Raw genomic sequence first — 18,517 nt, 5'->3', positions numbered from 1 at the left:
AGCGATGGCGGTTTTACCGACAATCAGCACGAGCTGCATCGTGATCAGCGCTTTGCTTGTTGCTTATGGGTGGTATTTGATCAGCCGCAGGCGGATCGAAGCGCATAAAAAGGTGATGCTGACGGCAGCGGCGTTTGCGTTGCTGTTTTTCATCATTTACATGTCACGGACGTTGTTTATCGGCAATACGAGCTTTGGTGGACCGGAGAACGTCAAAGTGTATTATACGCTGTTTCTCATTTTCCATATTATTTTAGCGACGGTCGGGGCAGTGTTTGGCCTTGTCACGATTTGGACGGGATTAAAAGACAAGCGGGCCCGCCACCGTCGGCTCGGGCCGATCACAAGCATCATTTGGTTTGGCAGCGCCTCAACCGGGGTGGTCGTCTATTGGCTGCTTTATGTCCTCTATCCAGGGGGCCAAACGACGTCGCTCATCAAGGCGGTGCTCGGTTTTTAACCCGCGGGCAAGGAGCAAGGGAAGCGGTGGTTGCATAGCATAGAATATATAGATGCAATTTGAAGATTTAACGTTTGCAGCTTTTACAGAGCGATTTGATCGACTGTCGGGCGACCGAACAACGCCGCTTCCGGGTAGTTGTTCGGTCTTCCGTCACGCTAAGGCGTGGCGAAGGCAAGCTTGTGGCTTGCCTCCGACAGTCGAAAAATAGGCAAGCGACTTTTTCATCAAGGATATGTTAAACTTTTTCGTTGCATCTATATAGACGTGATTTTGTGCAGCGGGGGGAGAAGGCGGTGAACACGTTCCGCTATCGGAAACGGAGCGCCGTGGAAGCGACGCTGTTGACGATTGTCATGATGTGTGTGCGCGACCAAGCGGCGGTCGCCCTTGACGATTGTGAGGTGTTCATCACCGTTGCCCAAGGCGAGCGGTGCCGCGTCACGGTAAGGATGTCCATTCGATATGGGGCGCCGGTGATGGCGGTTTGCCGCCAGCTGCAGCAGCACATCGCCGAGGAGATCGCCGCGATGACGCCATATGTCGCCGAGGCGGTCGACATTGTCGTCAAACGGCTTGTCATGCCAGAAAAAAACGCATGAGAACCGTGCTCTCATGCGTTTTTTGATTATTCTTTGATTTTTTCAAGCTCGCTTTTGACCTGCGCCAACACGTTTTGGCATTGGCTGACAAGAGAGGACGGAAAATGTTCATCATCGCCGTATTCGACGCCGTGTGGATAGTAATGTTTCCCTAAAATCGGCGTGAGCAACTTAATGAGTGCATAGCGCGAATCGACGTCTCCCTCGATGGCGTATCCTTGAACGCGCAAATAGTAGGTGCCTTCTTTCACGACGTATTTCCGGTCGTATGTGACCCGTTCATAATCCCATTGCGCCGCGCGCACAAAGCCGAGGCGCTCCATAATGTCATCAAGGCGGGACAGTTCGACCGTCTGATTTTCCAGTCCGGTATTTTCAAACTTCATCTTTCTTCCTCCTAACAACACAGTATGTAAAAGCGCCAAACAGGAAATCATCCCCTCATTTATAATAGTACGAAAACGGTTTGCTTTTCAACGAATTGTTTGTCTTTTTGGGCGTCCTCTTTTTTTTGCCTCTAAAAAACAGCTATAATGACAATAAGGAGATTGGGCAGAAAGCGGGAGTTGCTGTGTGAAATGGTTTTTCCTTTTTTTGTTTTTCTTGATCGGATTGTATTATTTTGTGCCGAGCCCGCCACCCCCGAGCCCCCCGGAGCAGCCAGAGACGAATAGATACATGTTGAAAGAGCCGAAGGCGACGGCCGGCATGGTTGCGTTGCTCGGGCAATCGGCGCAAGAGGCGAAACAACTGCTTGGCGCTCCAGACCGGATCGACCCGTCAGCTTACGGGTATGACTGGTGGGTGTACAGCCGTCGCTCGGAGTCGTACGTGCAGATTGGTGTCTTGCGCGGCCGGGTCGTCACCGCCCTTGTTGGCGGAGAAAAGGTGAACGTTGAGCCGTTTGCGATCGGCCAGCGGTTGCAGACGATTTTTCAAACGATGCCGGTGCTATCGAACATTGAGATTAAGCTAGGCAGCGGGACATACCGGTTTGAGCTGTCTGAACAAGATTACTCGTCAAGGCCGGTCGTCAAAGTCGGCAGCGTCTACGCCCAGCTGTACGTTGACCGCTTTACCGGTGAGGTGGCGGCCGTCCGCTTGATGGATGCGGAAACGTTCGTCAAGTTGCGGCCGTACGAGCTCGTTTACCGCGGCAGCCTGCCGGCGGCCGCGCCGCTGTCGGAAGAAAAGCGACAGACTGTTGATGCAGCCAACGCGAAGCAAATTTTTGACTGGACGAATTTGATCCGCCGCCGCCACGGACTTTCTCCTCTCATGTGGGATGACAAGGCCGCCGCCGCTGCCGCCAAACATAGCCGAGATATGCATGATCACCGGTTTTTCTCCCACGAGTCGCCGCAGTACGGCGATTTATCGAAGCGGCTTGGCGCGCTTCACATTCCGTTCCAGCTTGCCGGGGAAAATATCGCCGCCCATCAAGTCGATGGCGTCGAGGCGACCATCGGATGGCTGAACAGCCAAAACCATCGGAAAATTATGTTGAACGAAGAGTTCACTCGCTTGGGCGTTGGCGTCTACGCCGATTATTATACGCAAAACTTCTTTACGCCGCTCTAAAAATTGGGCGCACCTCTGCGTGCTGGATGCGATATGATATGGCAGATAGGCATGAGTGGATGAAAGGGATGAGAACCGCCATGGCCAAGCCTCTGCATCCTTCCGTTGAACAGTTTAAACAGTTTGTCAAAAAACATCCAAAAATCATTCAAGAGGTGCGCAGTGGCAAAAAGACGTGGAAACAAGTGTATGAGGATTGGTATTTGTTCGGGGAAGACGATGACATATGGGAGCCGTATCGGGAAGCAAACGGCGCAACAAAAGAGGAGGAAAAAGGAACGAACAAATGGCTCGATAAGCTCGCGGCTATGCTTGGACAGATCGATGCAGCCGAGGTGCAAAAACATTTGGCGAACGTCCAGCAGGCGATCGCGGCGATCCAAAGCATTCTTTCCGAATTTCAAGGGGGCGATCAAGAACAAAGAAACAAAGAAGCGCATCCGTTTTCGTTCCGCAAAGATTAAAGGGTGGTGGCGATGAGGAAAGATGTATGGCAATATGTGCAAGGAACACCGATGCTACGCGCGTTTTTGCGTGAACAGCCGCGCTGGTACCGGCTTCTTGCCCGCCGTCCGCATGAGCTGTCGACGTTCCAATTGGCCGCCTTGCGCCACTATGAGCTGACGATCCCCGATAAAGTGGAAAAAATCTCCCAATCGTTGCAAATGGCGTCGCTCATGTGGCAAATGTTTAAAGCCATGCGCGACTAATCGGGCGGCCAACGGCAAAGACTAGTTTTGAAAGGGAGTGATGTCTTTGCCAAAGTGGTTCGCATGGCTTGCGGGCGTCATGTTGCTTGCGGCGTATGCCTTCTTTGAGCCGGCGCCGTCGTCCTCCGCTAACGCCGAAGCGGTGGGCGGCACGCTGCAGGTGAAGCATGAAGTGAAAGGAAGTGACGTATTCATTGAATGTGTTGCCGTCCACTTTCCGTTCCGCAAAGGGAGCGGCGGCGGACACATTAATGTCTATGTCAACGGGCAAAAAATGACTGAAGTATACACGGCCGCCTTTATCGTGCGCGGCTTGCCGAGTGGGAAGCATACCATCCGTCTTGAGCTCGTCTACAATGATGGGAAAGCAACCGGCATGACGCACGAATTTGACGTCGCCATCCGATAGAGATGACGACGATCGTTTAAAAGATGAACGGGGGCGATTCAGCACAGCCTGGATCGCCTTTTTTTGTTTGCTTCTTTGCTATCTCTTTCCTTTCCATTTTCTTTTCGTTCATGGTATGATGGATAATGGAGGTGCCATTTGGTGAGGATTGCGACTCTCGAGCGCATCGAGATTTTAGATAAAGCAGAAGCGTTGGCCAAAATGATCGTCGAGTCGGACGTGGCGGACGAATACCGCCGCGCCTTTTGGCGGCTGAAGCAAGACCGCTGCGCCCAGCAGCTGATCGCTCGCTTTGTCAAGCTGAAGGAGCGCTACGAAGAAGTGCAGCGCTTCGGAAAATACCATCCTGATTACCGCGACGTGATGAAAGAAGTGCGCGAAGCGAAGCGGGAGCTCGATTTGCATGAGACGGTCGCCGCCTTTAAGGAGGCGGAGAAGGCGATGCAAGAGCTGCTTGATGAGATCAGCGTGCTGATCGGCAAAGCGGTATCGGAACATGTGAAAGTGCCGACCGGAAATCCGTACTTTTTGTCGGCGGGCTGTTCCGGCGGCTGCGGGGCGGGCGGAAGCTGCGGCTGCCGCACATAAAAAAAGGGGAAGGGACTATGTTTCCAAAACGGCAAGGGATTATCGTTTGGCTTCATTCGCTGAAATATGGGAAACAGTTGCGCAAGTTCGGCAACATTCATTACATTTCCAAACGGCTGAAGTATGCTGTTCTGTATTGTGATATGGAGCAAGTCGACCATGTAATGAAAAAGCTCGCCTCGCTTCCATTCGTCAAGCGGGTCGAGCCGTCGTACCGCCCATTTTTAAAACTGGAATTTGAATCGAAAGGGGAGAAGGAAAAAGACTCCCCGTATCCGCTTGGATGAAAGAAAACAGCGGGTCGAAAAAAGCCGGCGCCGGCTTTTCGGCCCGCTGTTTCTTTGTTTACTGAAGCGGCGGGATGAAGCGATTCATCCGCATAATGCCGATCAAATGCTGGTAATATAAGTCAAGTTCGGCGAACATCGTTGATGGCTTGACATCAAGGTGAATGACGTCCATGTCCAGCTCCTTTGCGGTTTCCATAAACAGTTCGTACCGTTTGTTCGGCTTGACGAACGGATCGGGAATGCCTTCGCGGCAAATGTAAAGCGGCTGGAAATCGCCGGGGTCCGTCGGATGAAGGACAACGGCCAAGGAGACGACCGCCTGGCCTTTTTTCACCGTATGGAAGGCAAAGAAGCCGGACAAACGGTGGCGGTTGGCCTTCGCCAATTCAATTAGCTCATATATATCGGAATACCCTTCGCCAAGTTCGATGAACCGTTGGATCATGAATAGCTCCCCCTTGCAAGCATCGTCCACCCTTAACTTTACCGGCCATCCTCGCGAATTGCAATCAAAAAAAAACCTTGCGGAAACGAACCCGCAAGGTCCTTTCCAGTTCCTTGCCTCCGCGCAGGGCGGAACAAGGAGCGGAAAGAATAAAGAAAAGGGAGAGGAGAAACCGGAGGAAGAACTTATGGGGAAACGTAAGTCTTCTCCGTCACTGGCAACAACGCGTCAAGCGTGTTGCCATTACTCATTATGGACCGTTTGCCGATTTCTATACATGAATGGCGAAAAAATTCCCTAGTTTGACGATCATCAACTTTATGGTAAGATTACCATGAAAACGACGAATCAAATGGCTGACAAGGCCACCTTGAAACGGTGAATTGGGTGAAGATGATGAGAGTCATTTCCGGAACATGCAAAGGACGGCATCTGCAAGCGGTTCCAGGGATGTCGACGCGGCCGACGACCGATAAAGTCAAAGAAGCGATATTTAATATGATCGGGCCATATTTCTCAGGCGGCATCGGCCTTGATTTGTTTGCTGGCAGCGGCGGCTTGGGCATCGAGGCGCTCAGCCGCGGAATTGAGCGCGTCATTTTCGTCGATCATGACAGGAAAGCGGTACAGACGGTTCGAAAAAACGTGGCGGCCTGCGGGCTTGAAAAGCGGGTGGAAATTTACTGCAACGACGCCGAGCGGGCGCTGAAGGCGGTAGCGAAGCGCGGCCTCCGCTTTGCGGTTATTTTCCTCGATCCGCCGTACAAAGAGAAACAGTGGCCGACGTTGCTGTCGTCGATCGCCGAGCGTCAGTTGCTGGAACCGGACGGCGTCGTCGTCGCTGAACACTCGGCGGAGGCGGAGCTGCCGGAGGAGGTTGGCGGCCTGATACGATGGAAGCGGGAAACATACGGTATCACCGGTGTGACGATTTATAGATGGGAAGGGGATGGAAGCGATGGCGAGCATTGCGGTTTGCCCGGGGAGCTTTGACCCTGTGACGTACGGGCATTTGGATATTATTAAACGGGGGGCGAAAGTGTTTGACCAAGTGTATGTGGCGGTGTTGAACAACTCGTCGAAAAAGCCGCTGTTTACTGTCGAGGAGCGGATCGAGCTGCTGCGTGAGGTAACGCGGACGCTTAAGAACGTCCATGTCGAAGCGTTTCACGGCCTGCTTGTTGATTACGCCCGCAGCAAAAAAGCGAATGCCATTTTGCGCGGCTTGCGCGCTGTGTCCGATTTCGAATACGAAATGCAAATTACGTCGATGAACCGCGTCCTCGATGAAAACATTGAAACGTTTTTTATGATGACGAACAGCCAGTATGCGTTTTTAAGCTCGAGCATCGTCAAAGAAGTGGCGAAATACAACGGCGATATTTCCGAGCTCGTGCCCCCGGTCGTTGAGCAGGCGCTCAGGCGGAAATTTGCGTCCATAGCCGCTGATTGACGCTTCCTTATCGAAGCAGCTTAAGCGAACGCTGCAGTCGGCGCCGGCCCGGTTTTGTCGTCAAGGGCGGCTCACGGCCGAGACGACGCAAACCGCCCCGATGGCTGGATGCTGCCAAGAAGCTGGGCGCTCAAGCGGCTTATGAGCGCCCGCGCGATTCACTGGCCGCCTTGATGACGAGCCATATATAAAGGCAAAGGAAAAACAGTGTCAGGAGCGGCCCGTATTGCTGCAACAGCCGCCAGCCTTCATTCCAAGCGTTGCCCGGGGCGGCGTGAAGAAACGCCGGAATGTTGGTTGGCATCCCGTCGGCTGTTTTGATGTACAACGGTTTCCAAAGCAAGTATGTAAAGGAAGCGGCAAACACTCCGTGCAGCAAGCGCGCGATGAAAAACGGCTGAAAGCGGATGTTCGCTTCGGCGAGAATGCTGGCGACTTGCGCTTGGACGGAAAAGCCGCCGAAAGCGAGGACGAAGCTTGTTGCCACCGCTTTTTCCATCAGCATCGCCTCATCGGTCTGGCTGATCATTTGGCTGCCGAGCGTAATTTCAAACAAGCCGGAAAACACTGGGATGTCAAGCTGCTCCGGCAGCTGGGCAAGGCGGAGCAGATGGCGCAGCAACGGGGCAAGCTGTTCGGTCAAATGCATCATATACAGCAGTTTATTCATGACCGAAAAGAGAATAATAAAACCGCCGATCATTAACAGCGTTTGGACAGAAGAGCGCACGGCGTCGCCAAGAAGTTTGCCAAGCGGCTGTTCGTTTTTCAGTCGCGTGCGGTGCAGTGTGCGCAACGCATACGGGAGCGAAAATGAGCGTGGCTGCCGCTTCGATTGCCTCTGTTCTTTTCGGATGCCGTGAAAGCGCATGATCAGCCCAACGCTAATGTTTCCTAAATAGTGGGAAACGGCCAGCACAAGGCCGAGTTGCGGGTTGTTGAAAAATCCCGCTGATACAGCTCCAAAAATAAAAAGTGGGTTGGATGAATTGGTGAACGACGAGAGCCGTTCGGCTTCAATCGTCGTCAGCTGTTTTTCCTGGTACAGGCGGGCGGTCAGCTTGGCTCCAGACGGGTAGCCGGACGCCATTCCCATGGCCCAGGCGAATCCGCCGACGCCCGGGACGCGAAACAACGGGCGCATGAGCGGCTCGAGCAAGACGCCAAGGAAGCTGACGACGCCGAAGCTGATGAGCAGCTCCGAGACGATGAAAAACGGCAAAAGCGATGGAAAGACGACCTCCCACCACATATTTAAACCGCGAATGGACGCTTCAAGCGACTGTTTTGGATAGCAAATGAGCGAAAACGCAAACAAGGTGGCGGCGGAAGCGAGCAATACGGTTTTCCATTTCGCTCCCCAATTTTGTTTCACTTTTTTCCCCCCTTTTTTGCCGTGCGGCTTCGCGTGGTACAACCTCATATAACCTAATATACGAGCATAGGGGGGCGTTTTAGACCATAAGATGAAAGCGGAGAACGCTGCGACAAAGGGGGGAGGAGGCGTGCCGCCAAAAGTCGGATTGGCGCTCGGGTCGGGAGGAGCGCGCGGGTTCGCCCATCTTGGGGTATTGAAAGTGCTCGAGGAGGAGCATATTCCGATTTCCTATTTGGCCGGCAGCAGCATCGGCGCGCTCGTCGCCGTCCTTTACGCAAGCGGCCATGGCCTCCATCGTCTCTATCGGTTGGCTCAATCGTTTCGACGCAACGATTTTCTTGACTGGACGGTGCCGAAAATGGGGCTGATCGCTGGCGAGCGCATCACGCAGTTCATTCGCTTGTTGACGAAAGGGAAACGAATCGAGGAGATGTCCCCGCCTGTGGCCGTTGTCGCTGCTGATTTGCAGACGGGGGAGAAAGTCGTGTTTCGGCAAGGGGAAGCAGCCGAGGCGGTGCGGGCGAGCATCTCGATTCCCGGCATTTTTGTGCCGGCGGAAGTGAATGGCAGGCTGCTTGTCGACGGTGGCGTCGTCGACCGGGTGCCAGTGTCGGTCGTCCGGGCGATGGGAGCGGATATTGTCATCGCCGTCGATGTCTCTCCGCTCAACACGAAGGCGGAAATTGCGTCGATCGCCGATGTCATTTGGCAGAGCCTCGATATTTTGCAAGCGGAACTGGTAGCTCACCGTCAGCTCGCCTCAGACGTTATGATCCGGCCGCGAGTCGAACAGTATAGCTCGCGGGCGTTCACGGATATTGAGGAAATCATCGCTTGTGGGGAAGAGGAAGCGCGGAAGCAAGTGGGAGCGATCCGTCAAGCGATTGAACAGTGGAAGGAGCCATCACACGAATGAAGAAACGGACGTATATTGCGCTGTTTTTCTTTGGCGCCGCCCTCACCTTTTTGCTCATTTTTATGAAGCTGCCGTATTACGTGACGATGCCGGGAAGTGCGCAAAGTTTAAAGCCGCTCGTTCACGTGGAGCGCGGAGACCGCGATGAGGGAACGTTTATGCTTACGACGGTGCGGATGGGGCGGGCGAATGTGATGGCGTATTTGTTGGCCCATATCCGCCCGTTTTATGAGCTTCATCCGGTCGAGGAAATCAAGCAGGAAGGAGAGAGCGACAAGGAATATACGATGCGCCAGCTTGAGCTTATGGAACAGTCGAAGGAAGCGGCGATCGTCGTCGCTTATCGCCACGCCGGAAAGCCGGTGTCGTATGAACCTCATGGCGTTTATGTCATGAGCGTCCTCCCTGATATGCCGGCCGCCGGCCGTCTAGAGACCGGCGATCGCATCGTCGCGATCGACGGAAAGCCGCTCGGCACATCGGAGCAGATGGTCAACTACATTCGCGGAAAACAAGCGGGTGATCGCGTCCGCGTCGCATTCATTCGCGGCCGGAAGCGGCAGGAAACAGAGCTCGAGCTGAAGCCGTTTCGACAGCACCCGAACCAAGTCGGCCTTGGGGTGACACTCATGACCGATTATGACGTCCGCACCGACCCGCCGGTTGACGTCGAGTCGGAACAAATCGGCGGACCGTCGGCTGGGCTCATGTTTTCACTTGAAATTTACAACCAACTTGTCGATGAAGATATTACAAAAGGTCATAAAATCGCCGGCACCGGAACGATTGATCTTGACGGAAACGTCGGGCCGATCGGCGGTGTTTCGCAAAAAGTCGTGGCCGCTGACCGCGAAGGAGCCGAGGTGTTTTTCGCGCCGAACGAACATGGTGCGCCGACGTCGAACTATCGCGAGGCGGTGCGGACGGCGAAAAAAATCGGGACGCATATGAAAATCGTCCCGGTCGATACGTTCGACGAGGCGGTCCGTTATTTGCGCTCTATGCCGGAAACGTAAATCGGCGCCGTGGCGTATTCTTCTTTCAGCGCGGCGCTGTAGAGCGGCTCCGGAAAAGCGGCGGCGTACACAGCTGCCGCTCTTTTTTCTTGCTCATAAAGAGGGTCGCCGTTGAGTTTGGCCGCTTTGGCGACGAGCGGGAGCGCGGCGCTTTTTTTCGCCTGCTTTAAATAGCGGCGGCCGGTTTCACTCATGCCGAGCAGCCGGATATAGGTCGGGTTGGCCGCTTTGGCTTGCTCTTCCTTTGTGAAATTCGTCAACACATGCGCGCATAGGCGTTGCAGTCTTGTCCAGGTGTATCGCTTCGTTTTGACGGCGGCGATGAAGGCAGCGAACGTTTCGGCGTGGGCGATGTGTTGCTTCAGCCGGTGTTCGATCCCTTCCTCCACGCCGGCGATGCGGCGCAAGTCGGCCTCTGTGGCGGTCAACAGCCGGTATTTTAGGAGCGGAAAATACAATTCCCAATCGTGAAAGCGCCCGTATGTCTCCCGGTATTGGCGGAGTTGTTCGAGCGCAGCGGGCGGAACGTACGCCGCGATCGACTCGAGCTGCCCGGTTTGTCGCAATGCTTTCCGCAGGCTGGTGGCGCTCGCGATCGACGGGTGGGAAAATGATTCGTCATGATAGCCGGCGGCCAGCCGCGGAATCGTGTGCGGGGCAATCGCCAGCCTGTTTTGCCGAATGGCTTTCACATACGCAAAACCAAGCACGTTATTTGGCTGCGACAAATCAAGCGGAGCGGCGCCGAGCTTTTGCCACGCTTCAGCGGCGGCTTTCGGAAAGCTTTGTCCGCGCGCCAGCCCGGTGCGGATGAGGGAATCGAACGTTTCCTTCTGTTCGAGCCATGTTTCCGCCGCGGATAAAAAAGCGGAAATTTCCCCCGATTCGCTGCCAAAGCAAAGCTCTTGACAGCCGATCGCCGCAAGCAGCTGCACCGCCCCATGCGCGAACTGTTCAGCCGCTTGCACAGCGAAGGCGTACGGCAGCTCGATGACCACATCTACGCCGGCGGCTAGCGCCATTTTCGCCCGCGCCCATTTGGAGACGATGGCCGGCTCACCGCGCTGCAAGAAGTTTCCGCTCATGACGGCGATCAAACAGTCCGCTCCTGTCTTTTGCCTCGTTTCGTTCAAATGGTGGAAATGACCGTTGTGAAACGGGTTGTATTCCACGATCACGCCGACGGCTTTCACCTTTTTTCGCTCCTTTCATGGCGATTCGCGCGGCTTGGCCGCAAAGAAATGGCTGTCTATTCTATCTGAACTTAGTATGGAATATACGACGGCGAAGATCAACGGCGACATGCGGTGAGAACATCAAAAGAAACGAAGCGGCCGTCCGTTTTCCGCTGTCCGCGCGCCGACCGTGCATGTTCGGAGCGGCATTTGGAAATGATGGGAGTATGCCGTTCTTTTCCCAAGGAATGAGCAGTTGTAAAGAAAAAACATTGACAAAACTAGAAACGAAACGTATAATTTTATTCGTTGCCTTGAGGTGATGATATGAAATGGACGGTCCAACAGCTTCGCCGTTTTCAACATAAGGAAATGGCGATTGATGAGACGGTCGATGTGTCCGATTTAAAACAAATTGACACGTTGATCCGCGATATTTCGCCGGTGCACGTCCGAGGAAAAGCGGATGTCGGGTCGACAAAATTCACGTTTCATTTGACGTTGTCCGGGACGATGGTGTTGCCTTGTTCGCGGACGCTTGTCGATGTGACGTATCCGTTTTCCATTCAGACGACGGAGACGTTTTTTGCGGATGGCAGCGGCATCGTGGAGACCGATGAGGACACCCATATGGTGGCGGGGGACACGATTGATTTGAACCCCATCATCCGCGAGCTGATTTTGCTTGAAATCCCGTTGCAGCTTATTGCCGAAGGACCGGTTGCTGACGGAGCACCGCAACACGGGGAAGGATGGGACGTTCTGTCGGAAGAAGAATGGGAGAAAGCGATGCAAGAGCGGGAAAAGAAAGTAGATCCTCGCCTTGCAGGACTGGCCAAGTTTTTCGAGGAAACACGAGAGGACTGATCGTGAGTCGGCGTTGCCGGCCGATGGCGCCGAATATTGCGCACCGTCCGGCAGCCGCCTTGTGTGCCGGCGAACGGCGGCCTCGGGGCTGACTGATCCGCCGGCATGGATATGCTCAATGCGCCGACAAGGAGGTGGGAACGATGGCAGTACCTTTTAGAAGAACATCGAAAACGAGAAAACGGCTGCGCCGCACGCACTTTAAACTGCAAGTGCCAGGTATGGTGCAATGCCCGAACTGCGGCGAATGGAAATTGGCGCACCGCGTCTGCAAAGCATGCGGAACATACAAAGGAAGAGATGTCGTCAACAAATAATGGCCGACATCGAACGACAGGCTGTCCGAAAACAGGACAGCCTTTTTGATTGTCTGCAAAAAATCGACGCCGTTTGTCCAGGCGGCGGTTTTTTTCGTCGGGAAGCAGGAAATCGAAGAGGACGCGCCCAATTCATTGATGAAGAAAGGAGAGACGCGCTGATGGAAGCAATGTTGGAGCATCATGACGGTATTGCGCTGTTTACGATTTGTCGTCCAGAGAAACGGAATGCGATCAATTTCGCCGTGATGGAGGCGCTTGAGGAGGCGATGGAACAGGCGGCGGCCGATAGGCAAGTGAAAGTGTTCGCCATTACTGGAGCCGGCAGCGAGGCGTTTTGTTCCGGCGGCGATTTGAGCGAGTTTGGGCATTTGCGCGGCACGGAGGCAAGACAGATGCTCATGCGCATGGGAGAGCTGCTGTACAGGCTGCTGACGTTTCCGAAGCCGACGGTCGCCCTTGTCAACGGAACAGCGATGGGGGGCGGCTGCGAGCTGGCGACCGCTTGCGATTTTCGCTTTGCCAAAGAAGGAAGCCGGATCGGATTTGTGCAAGGTCGACTTGGCATTACGACCGGCTGGGGAGGAGCGTCGATGCTGTTTGCCAAACTTCCGTACGGGCGGGCGCTTGACTTACTGCTGCGCGCCGAGCCGATGACGGCCGAGGCGATGGAAGCGTGCGGTTGGATTGACGCCATCCTATCAGCCGAACGTTGGCATGAACAATGGCGCGAACGGCTGGCGCCTTATGCGGCGCGGTCGCTTTCCGTCTTGCAGGCGTATAAAGCCGCCGCCGGCGAAAAATGGCGAACAACTTGGTTTCGCGAGCAGTTTTTCGCCGAGATCGCCCGTTGCGCCGAGCTGTGGGGGTCGGACGAACATGAACAGGCATTGCGTCCTTTTTTGCGCAAGAATTAATTTTTTCCTTCTACCGTTTCTACTAGCCGCATACATATAATGACAAAGCGGCGATAAGGGGGGAAGGGGATGACGGGGGTACGCCAAGATGCATGGACGAAAGAAGAGGATGAGCTGTTAGCGAATGTTGTGCTTCAGTATATTCGCGAAGGCGGCACCCAGCTTGAGGCGTTTGCCGAAGTCGGGCGGCGCTTGTCGCGGACAGCCGCGGCGTGCGGATTTCGCTGGAATTCGTGCGTTCGCAAGCAGTACAAGGAGGAGATCGAGCAAGCCAAGCAAGAACGGAAGATGCGAAAAAAAGAAACCGCATCGGCAAAGGAAAGCGAGGGGCAGGCGAAGGTGGAAACGGCAGTCAAAAGCCATTTGTCATGGGCGGAAGTGCTGGCCTTTTTGCAAGCTGAGGAGCAAAAGGCGCGCGACGCCCGACGGACGGCCGATGAAAACCGCGCGCTCAAAAACGATATGGAGCAGCTGCAGCAAATGGTGACGAAGTTGCAAATGGAAAAAGAAGCGCTGCAAAAACAACTGGCCGCTATCCAGGAGGAGTATAAAACGCTACTTTCCATTATGGAGCGGGCGCGCAAAATGGTAGCAGACAGCGGGAAACCGGCGCCGAATGCAGCGGCTGAGGGCGTCGGCGAAGGGTAAAGGCTGGCTTTTCGCCGGCTTTTTTCTTAACGGAAAAAGAAGATCTCTGCTAAAATAAGGCTAACGCCATGTTGCAAGAAAGCGGGGGAGAAGGGTTGAACATCGGGATTGTCGGCGGCGGAGCAGTCGGATTGCTGCTCGCCGCTTACCTTGGGCGGCGCCATGGGGTGACGGTCTATACGAGGCGTCCGTCCCAAGCAAGGCAGCTTGCCGAGCATGGTGTGGCGCTGAAAAAAGATGGCGAGACATCGGTCGTGGCGGTGCGCGCGCAGCCGTTTGCCGGGGTGGAGCTGGACGAGCCGCTCGTGTTTGTGACCGTCAAACAGTACGATCTCGCTTCCGTCTGTGCGCAAATCGACGCGTTTCGCCGCGTTCGCACGCTCGTTTTTTTGCAAAACGGCATGGGGCATCTCGAGCAATTGGCTATGTTTGCCGACAAAAATGTTCTCGTCGGTGTCGTGGAGCATGGCGCAATGAAGCTAGATGACCGGACGGTGGCGCATACGGGCGCCGGAAAGCTGACGCTCGCTTCCCGCTACGGTTCACTTGGCGACGCCCGGGAGCTTCGGGAAGGGGAGTGCGGCTTTCCGATCGAATGGGCGGACGATTGGGAGCGCATTCTTGTGGACAAGCTTGTCGTCAACGCAGTCATCAATCCGCTCACCGCTCTATTGCAAGTGAAAAACGGGGCGCTGCTAGAAACGGCTCCGTACCGCGATATGATGAGGCAGCTGTTTGATGAGGTGCAGAAAGTGCTGCCGCTTGATGATGCCAATCGGGCATGGGAGCGCGTCGTCCGCATATGCCGAAAAACGGCGGACAACTATTCGTCGATGTATATGGACTTGGCGACCGGGCGTCGGACGGAGATTGACGCAATTTTGGGCTATGTGTTGAAACAAGGGGAGGCGCGCGGCGTTGCGCTGCCGGTCGTTCGCTTTATCTTTTGCGCGGTGAAAGGGAAGGAAGGGGGAGAGGCGGATGGATGATTGGCTCGCTTCGACGCTGGCGACGTTTGTGACCGCGCCGCTTCTGCTGTTTTTGCTCGTCTACTTCGGAGCACGCTTGGTCGGCAGGCGGAAGCGGGCAGCGTTTTACGCCGCGGTCAACGCCGCGACTGCTTTTTTCATCGCCGCTGTCTATTTTTTGCTAGCAGTGCTGTTTGGGAAATCGTACTTCGTTCCTCTGCTTCTCTTTTTGGTTGGTCTGCACGCGGTGATTGCGCTTGGCTATTGGCGGAAAAAGGCGGACTTTCGTTTGCGGACGGTGTTCCGCGTCTTTTGGCGGGCGAGTTTTCTCATTTTTGCCTCCCTTTACGCCGGGCTGCTTGTATACGGCATGGCCATGCGCGTTGCTATGAGCCTTTAGCTCGGCCGAGCAAGCCTTTTTTCTCTTGGCAATAAACGTGCTATACTCATGAAAGAATACATAAGAAAGGGAGTTTTTAGCCATGGAAGTTCGCGAAATTCCGCTGCCAGCGGCGACGAAATTGGCGGCTGATTACATAACCGGCGCGTTTCCAGCAGAGAGCGGCTTCGCTTATGCCCAGGCGGACGATGAAGCGTTTTGTCGGCGGTTGGCCTATTTGCAAGGAAGAACCTATGACCGAGAAGGGCTTGCCGACTATTTGCGTGCTTATCACCGGCGCTTCTCGGCGAGCGCGGCCACGATGGCAAAAATTGAGAAACTGCGCGACGAGCGAAGCGTCGTCATTGTCAGCGGGCAGCAAGCCGGGCTGTTGACTGGGCCGCTGTATACGATTTATAAGATCATCACCATCATCCAGCTTGCCAAAGAGCAGGAACGAAAACTGGGCGTGCCGGTCGTGCCGCTGTTTTGGATCGCCGGCGAAGACCATGACATCGCGGAAATCGATCATGTCTATGTTGTTGAAGAAGGAGAAGTAAAAAAAGCGGCGTACCCGCACAAAACGAACGAAAAGCGGATGGCTGCCGATGTGCTGCTGGACCGGATGGCTGCGAAAGAGTGGGTCGAGCGCGTCGTCAAAACGTATGGGGAAACGGACGTGACGAATGAGCTGCTCTCCTTTTTGTCATCGTGTCTCGATGAGGCGCGCACGTTTGTCGACTTTTTTGCCGTTATTGTGCTCCGGTTGTTCGCTGATCACGGCTTAGTGGTCTTTAACGCTGGCGATGCGGCGGTGCGGCCGCTTGAGCGCCGCTTTTTCGCTGCGCTCATTGAACGCCATCGCGACGTGACGGCCGCGGTGCTTGCTCAGCAAGAGGCGCTGCGCGCGCTCGGATATGCGCCGCTGATTGAAATCGGTCGTGACGCGGCCAACTTGTTTTATTACGACGGCCGTGAACGTTCGCTTTTGCAGTATGACGAGGAGAGCGGCCTGTTTCGCAATAAAGCGGGAACTCTCGTTTGGACAAGAGAAGAGCTGCTTGAGCTGGCCGAAACGAATCCGGCCCGTTTAAGCAACAATGTCGTCACCCGTCCGCTCATGCAAGAGTATTTGCTGCCGACGCTCGCTTTCGTTGCCGGACCGGGGGAGATCGCTTATTGGGCGGAATTGAAAGAGGCGTTTCCGCTTTTCGACCTAGAAATGCCTCCGGTCGTGCCGCGTCTGCAGGCGACGATCGTCAGCCGTTCGCTGCAAACCGACCTGTCCGATATCGGCCTTGAGGTGGCTGATGTATTGTCCGGGCGGCTCGATGAAGCAAAGCGGGAGTGGCGGGAGGCGACCGCTCAAGCGCCGCTTGCTTCGGTGTTTGCCCAAGCGAAGGCGGACATTGACGCGGCGCACCGGCCGCTCCGTGAGCTTGGAGTGGCGATTGACCGCGGATTGGAGGGATTGGTGGCGAAAAATGCCGCCATCATTCAGGAGCAAATCGAGTTTCTTCAGCACGCGCTCGAGCGGGCGCTGTTGCGCAAACATGAGACGGAGTGGCGGAAATTTTGGCGCATAGAGACGTCGCTTCGGCCGAACGGCGCGCTCCAGGAGCGGGTTTGGAACGTGTTTTATTACATCAACCGCTACGGATTTGATTTTGTAGAAAAACTTTTGGCGATTCCTAGTCCTGGCAATGGAATGCATAAAATTGTATATATGTGAGGCTTTTTCAAAGAAAAAGTCGAAAAGAAACATCCTGCTTTGAGCAGGATTTTCTTTTTTGTGAAATGAATTGTAAAAAACAACATTCATTAAATGGAAATAAAAGTAAAGGGGTGAAGCCGCCAGGATGGCCGTGATTGGCCCGTCCGACAAAAAGAAACAAAAAAGGACGTTTTTTTACAAAAAAAGCTAAAATTTTGTCCATCTTTGCGATATAATAAGGAGGCGGCCACTGGCCGATGTGAGTGTGGCTTTACGCAACGAAGGTGGTGGACATGTGTTTCAACATACAACAGTGTTGCTGAAAGAGGCAGTCGATGGGCTGAACATCCGCCCGGACGGCATTTACGTCGATTGTACGCTGGGCGGCGGCGGCCATAGCGAATATTTGCTCTCCCGTTTGTCGGAACATGGGAAGCTGTTTGCCTTTGACCAAGACGAAGCCGCCATCATGCATGCGCGCGAACGGCTCGCCCGCTACGGCCGGCAAGTGCAGTTTGTGCACCGGAACTTCCGGTTTTTGCAAGAGGAGCTTTCAGCGCTTGGCGTCAAGTCCGTCGACGGCGTCTTGTTTGATTTGGGTGTTTCTTCGCCGCAGCTCGACGAACCCGAGCGCGGCTTCAGCTATCAGCACGATGCGCCGCTTGATATGCGGATGGACCGCAAGCAGCGGCTGACGGCGGCGGAGATTGTCAACCGCTGGCCATACGAGGAGCTCGTCCGCATCTTTTTCCGTTACGGCGAAGAGAAGTTTTCGAAGCAAGTGGCGCGCAAAATCGAGGAAGTGCGCCGCACGAGGTCGATTAAAACGACGGGGGAGCTCGTTGAGGTGATTAAAGAGGCGATCCCGGCACCGGCGCGCCGCAGCGGCGGACACCCGGCCAAACGCATTTTTCAGGCGCTCCGCATCGCGGTCAACGATGAGCTCGAGGCGTTTCGCGAGGCGCTCGAGCAGGCGATCGAACTGCTTGCACCCGGTGGACGGGTGAGCGTCATTACGTTTCATTCGCTTGAAGACCGCATTTGCAAAGAAATGTTTAAAAAGGCGAGCGAAAGCCCGCCATGGCCTCCGGGGCTTCCGGTTCTCCCCGACGACTACCGCCCCGTGCTGAAAATCATTACAAAAAAACCGATCGTTCCTTCCGAGGAAGAGCTCGAACGAAACCATCGCGCCCGTTCGGCCAAACTCCGCATTGCTGAAAAGCTGTAGTAACGACAAAAACAGCGGAGAAACACAACCGATTTTCATGCAGGAGCCGCCCATTGCGGCGAAAAACGAATGAATGGAGAAACAGGAGGGGAAAGCTGTGAATGATGCAGCAGTCAAAGCCGCGCGTGAACAACGACATCCGGCGGCACCGCCAAGCCCGAAGCCGCGGCGGAAGCAGCGCTTTCGCCCGTCGCTGGCTGAAAAGCTGCTGTTTATGTTGTTTTTCCTGTTTGTCTTCTATGCGGCGGTTCACATCGTCTCGAACCAAGTGCGCATTTACGAACTGAACAAAGGGGTGCAAAAGCTCGAGGCGTCGATTGACGAGCAGAAAAAGGAGAACAATGACTTATATGTCGAGGTGCAACGGCTGAGCGCGTACGAGCGCATTTTGCAAAAGGCGAAAGAGCTTGGTTTGTCGCTCAACGAAAACCATGTGAAAGTTGTGCAGGAATGATC

General features: G+C 54.7%; 25 protein-coding genes. 21 read left to right on the top strand and 4 right to left on the bottom strand.

What is annotated here, in order from left to right; all coding sequences use genetic code 11:
* The first annotated feature begins 4 nt into the window (after positions 1 to 4).
* A complete protein-coding gene (locus B1A75_RS02470) occupies positions 5 to 460 on the top strand; it encodes a DUF420 domain-containing protein (protein ID WP_074043665.1) in 456 nt (151 codons plus the stop codon).
* 296 nt (positions 461 to 756) lie between these two features.
* Positions 757 to 1,062, top strand: a complete 306-nt coding sequence (locus tag B1A75_RS02465) for an Asp23/Gls24 family envelope stress response protein (RefSeq protein WP_074043664.1) — start codon at positions 757 to 759, stop codon at positions 1,060 to 1,062.
* Positions 1,063 to 1,088: 26 nt separating this feature from the next.
* Here B1A75_RS02465 and B1A75_RS02460 read toward each other — a convergent pair whose 3' ends face one another.
* Positions 1,089 to 1,448: a YugN family protein gene (locus B1A75_RS02460; protein WP_013523323.1), complete on the bottom strand. Its 360-nt coding sequence runs from the start codon at positions 1,446 to 1,448 to the stop codon at positions 1,089 to 1,091.
* Between the two features lie 187 nt (positions 1,449 to 1,635).
* Between B1A75_RS02460 and B1A75_RS02455 the strand changes: the two genes are divergently transcribed.
* The 6 genes from B1A75_RS02455 (at position 1,636) to B1A75_RS02430 (ending at position 4,637) form a co-directional block, all read left to right on the top strand.
* The gene (locus B1A75_RS02455) at positions 1,636 to 2,643 is read left to right on the top strand and encodes a CAP domain-containing protein (protein WP_074043663.1); all 1,008 of its coding nucleotides are present in this window, start codon (positions 1,636 to 1,638) and stop codon (positions 2,641 to 2,643) included.
* A gap of 80 nt (positions 2,644 to 2,723) precedes the next feature.
* The gene (locus B1A75_RS02450; RefSeq protein WP_074043662.1) at positions 2,724 to 3,107 is read left to right on the top strand and encodes a YlbD family protein; all 384 of its coding nucleotides are present in this window, start codon (positions 2,724 to 2,726) and stop codon (positions 3,105 to 3,107) included.
* A 12-nt stretch (positions 3,108 to 3,119) separates the two neighbouring features.
* Positions 3,120 to 3,353 carry a YlbE-like family protein gene (locus B1A75_RS02445; protein ID WP_013145870.1) on the top strand — a complete coding sequence of 78 codons (234 nt, stop codon included), beginning with the start codon at positions 3,120 to 3,122 and terminating at the stop codon, positions 3,351 to 3,353.
* A gap of 40 nt (positions 3,354 to 3,393) precedes the next feature.
* On the top strand, positions 3,394 to 3,762 hold the full coding sequence (locus B1A75_RS02440) for a hypothetical protein (protein WP_042380087.1): 369 nt from the start codon (positions 3,394 to 3,396) through the stop codon (positions 3,760 to 3,762).
* A 141-nt stretch (positions 3,763 to 3,903) separates the two neighbouring features.
* Positions 3,904 to 4,350: a YlbF/YmcA family competence regulator gene (locus tag B1A75_RS02435; RefSeq protein WP_042380225.1), complete on the top strand. Its 447-nt coding sequence runs from the start codon at positions 3,904 to 3,906 to the stop codon at positions 4,348 to 4,350.
* 17 nt (positions 4,351 to 4,367) lie between these two features.
* The gene (locus B1A75_RS02430; protein WP_011230596.1) at positions 4,368 to 4,637 is read left to right on the top strand and encodes a YlbG family protein; all 270 of its coding nucleotides are present in this window, start codon (positions 4,368 to 4,370) and stop codon (positions 4,635 to 4,637) included.
* Positions 4,638 to 4,695: 58 nt separating this feature from the next.
* Here B1A75_RS02430 and B1A75_RS02425 read toward each other — a convergent pair whose 3' ends face one another.
* Positions 4,696 to 5,085, bottom strand: a complete 390-nt coding sequence (locus tag B1A75_RS02425) for a DUF7147 family protein (protein WP_042380083.1) — start codon at positions 5,083 to 5,085, stop codon at positions 4,696 to 4,698.
* Between the two features lie 396 nt (positions 5,086 to 5,481).
* Here B1A75_RS02425 and rsmD point away from each other — a divergent pair, with 396 nt between their 5' ends.
* Positions 5,482 to 6,078, top strand: a complete 597-nt coding sequence (gene rsmD, locus B1A75_RS02420; RefSeq protein ID WP_042380222.1) for a 16S rRNA (guanine(966)-N(2))-methyltransferase RsmD — start codon at positions 5,482 to 5,484, stop codon at positions 6,076 to 6,078.
* Positions 6,044 to 6,538, top strand: a complete 495-nt coding sequence (coaD, locus tag B1A75_RS02415) for a pantetheine-phosphate adenylyltransferase (protein ID WP_042380080.1) — start codon at positions 6,044 to 6,046, stop codon at positions 6,536 to 6,538. Before rsmD ends, coaD begins: the two co-directional genes overlap by 35 nt.
* 139 nt (positions 6,539 to 6,677) lie before the next feature.
* On the opposite strand, the gene ylbJ is transcribed toward coaD, so the two are convergent.
* Positions 6,678 to 7,913: a sporulation integral membrane protein YlbJ gene (gene ylbJ, locus B1A75_RS02410; protein WP_042380076.1), complete on the bottom strand. Its 1,236-nt coding sequence runs from the start codon at positions 7,911 to 7,913 to the stop codon at positions 6,678 to 6,680.
* Between the two features lie 130 nt (positions 7,914 to 8,043).
* Between ylbJ and B1A75_RS02405 the strand changes: the two genes are divergently transcribed.
* Complete coding sequence (locus tag B1A75_RS02405) at positions 8,044 to 8,832, top strand: patatin-like phospholipase family protein (RefSeq protein WP_079935674.1); 789 nt, start codon at positions 8,044 to 8,046, stop codon at positions 8,830 to 8,832.
* On the top strand, positions 8,829 to 9,848 hold the full coding sequence (locus tag B1A75_RS02400) for a SepM family pheromone-processing serine protease (RefSeq protein WP_074043660.1): 1,020 nt from the start codon (positions 8,829 to 8,831) through the stop codon (positions 9,846 to 9,848). The genes B1A75_RS02405 and B1A75_RS02400 overlap by 4 nt, the downstream gene beginning before the upstream one ends.
* Here B1A75_RS02400 and B1A75_RS02395 read toward each other — a convergent pair.
* Entirely contained in the window at positions 9,821 to 11,041 is a 1,221-nt protein-coding gene (locus B1A75_RS02395) for a nucleotidyltransferase (RefSeq protein WP_042380069.1), read from the bottom strand. The two genes, B1A75_RS02400 and B1A75_RS02395, sit on opposite strands and share 28 nt — an antisense overlap.
* 309 nt (positions 11,042 to 11,350) lie before the next feature.
* Here B1A75_RS02395 and B1A75_RS02390 point away from each other — a divergent pair, with 309 nt between their 5' ends.
* From B1A75_RS02390 to ftsL, 9 genes are all read left to right on the top strand, one after another.
* The gene (locus B1A75_RS02390) at positions 11,351 to 11,890 is read left to right on the top strand and encodes a YceD family protein (RefSeq protein ID WP_042380067.1); all 540 of its coding nucleotides are present in this window, start codon (positions 11,351 to 11,353) and stop codon (positions 11,888 to 11,890) included.
* Positions 11,891 to 12,033: 143 nt separating this feature from the next.
* On the top strand, positions 12,034 to 12,207 hold the full coding sequence (rpmF, locus tag B1A75_RS02385) for a 50S ribosomal protein L32 (RefSeq protein ID WP_011230605.1): 174 nt from the start codon (positions 12,034 to 12,036) through the stop codon (positions 12,205 to 12,207).
* A 161-nt stretch (positions 12,208 to 12,368) separates the two neighbouring features.
* The gene (locus tag B1A75_RS02380) at positions 12,369 to 13,124 is read left to right on the top strand and encodes an enoyl-CoA hydratase/isomerase family protein (protein ID WP_042380065.1); all 756 of its coding nucleotides are present in this window, start codon (positions 12,369 to 12,371) and stop codon (positions 13,122 to 13,124) included.
* 69 nt (positions 13,125 to 13,193) lie between these two features.
* Positions 13,194 to 13,772, top strand: coding sequence for an RsfA family transcriptional regulator (locus B1A75_RS02375; protein ID WP_042380063.1), 579 nt, complete (start codon positions 13,194 to 13,196; stop codon positions 13,770 to 13,772).
* Positions 13,773 to 13,840: 68 nt separating this feature from the next.
* Positions 13,841 to 14,761 (top strand): 2-dehydropantoate 2-reductase, encoded by a 921-nt coding sequence (locus tag B1A75_RS02370; protein WP_042380061.1) that lies wholly within the window; start codon positions 13,841 to 13,843, stop codon positions 14,759 to 14,761.
* Positions 14,754 to 15,140: a DUF3397 domain-containing protein gene (locus B1A75_RS02365; RefSeq protein WP_042380060.1), complete on the top strand. Its 387-nt coding sequence runs from the start codon at positions 14,754 to 14,756 to the stop codon at positions 15,138 to 15,140. The genes B1A75_RS02370 and B1A75_RS02365 overlap by 8 nt, the downstream gene beginning before the upstream one ends.
* Positions 15,141 to 15,222: 82 nt before the next feature.
* Entirely contained in the window at positions 15,223 to 16,851 is a 1,629-nt protein-coding gene (bshC, locus tag B1A75_RS02360; protein ID WP_042380058.1) for a bacillithiol biosynthesis cysteine-adding enzyme BshC, read from the top strand.
* Positions 16,852 to 17,128: 277 nt separating this feature from the next.
* On the top strand, positions 17,129 to 18,061 hold the full coding sequence (gene rsmH, locus B1A75_RS02355) for a 16S rRNA (cytosine(1402)-N(4))-methyltransferase RsmH (protein WP_042380056.1): 933 nt from the start codon (positions 17,129 to 17,131) through the stop codon (positions 18,059 to 18,061).
* A 97-nt stretch (positions 18,062 to 18,158) separates the two neighbouring features.
* Positions 18,159 to 18,515 carry a cell division protein FtsL gene (gene ftsL, locus B1A75_RS02350; RefSeq protein WP_042380219.1) on the top strand — a complete coding sequence of 119 codons (357 nt, stop codon included), beginning with the start codon at positions 18,159 to 18,161 and terminating at the stop codon, positions 18,513 to 18,515.
* The last annotated feature ends 2 nt before the right edge of the window (positions 18,516 to 18,517 follow it).

The organism is Geobacillus sp. LEMMY01, from assembly GCF_002042905.1.
Lineage (GTDB): Bacteria > Bacillota > Bacilli > Bacillales > Anoxybacillaceae > Geobacillus > Geobacillus proteiniphilus.
The sequence above is the reverse complement of the archived record's forward strand: the minus strand, read 5'-3'. Positions and strand labels throughout refer to the sequence as shown.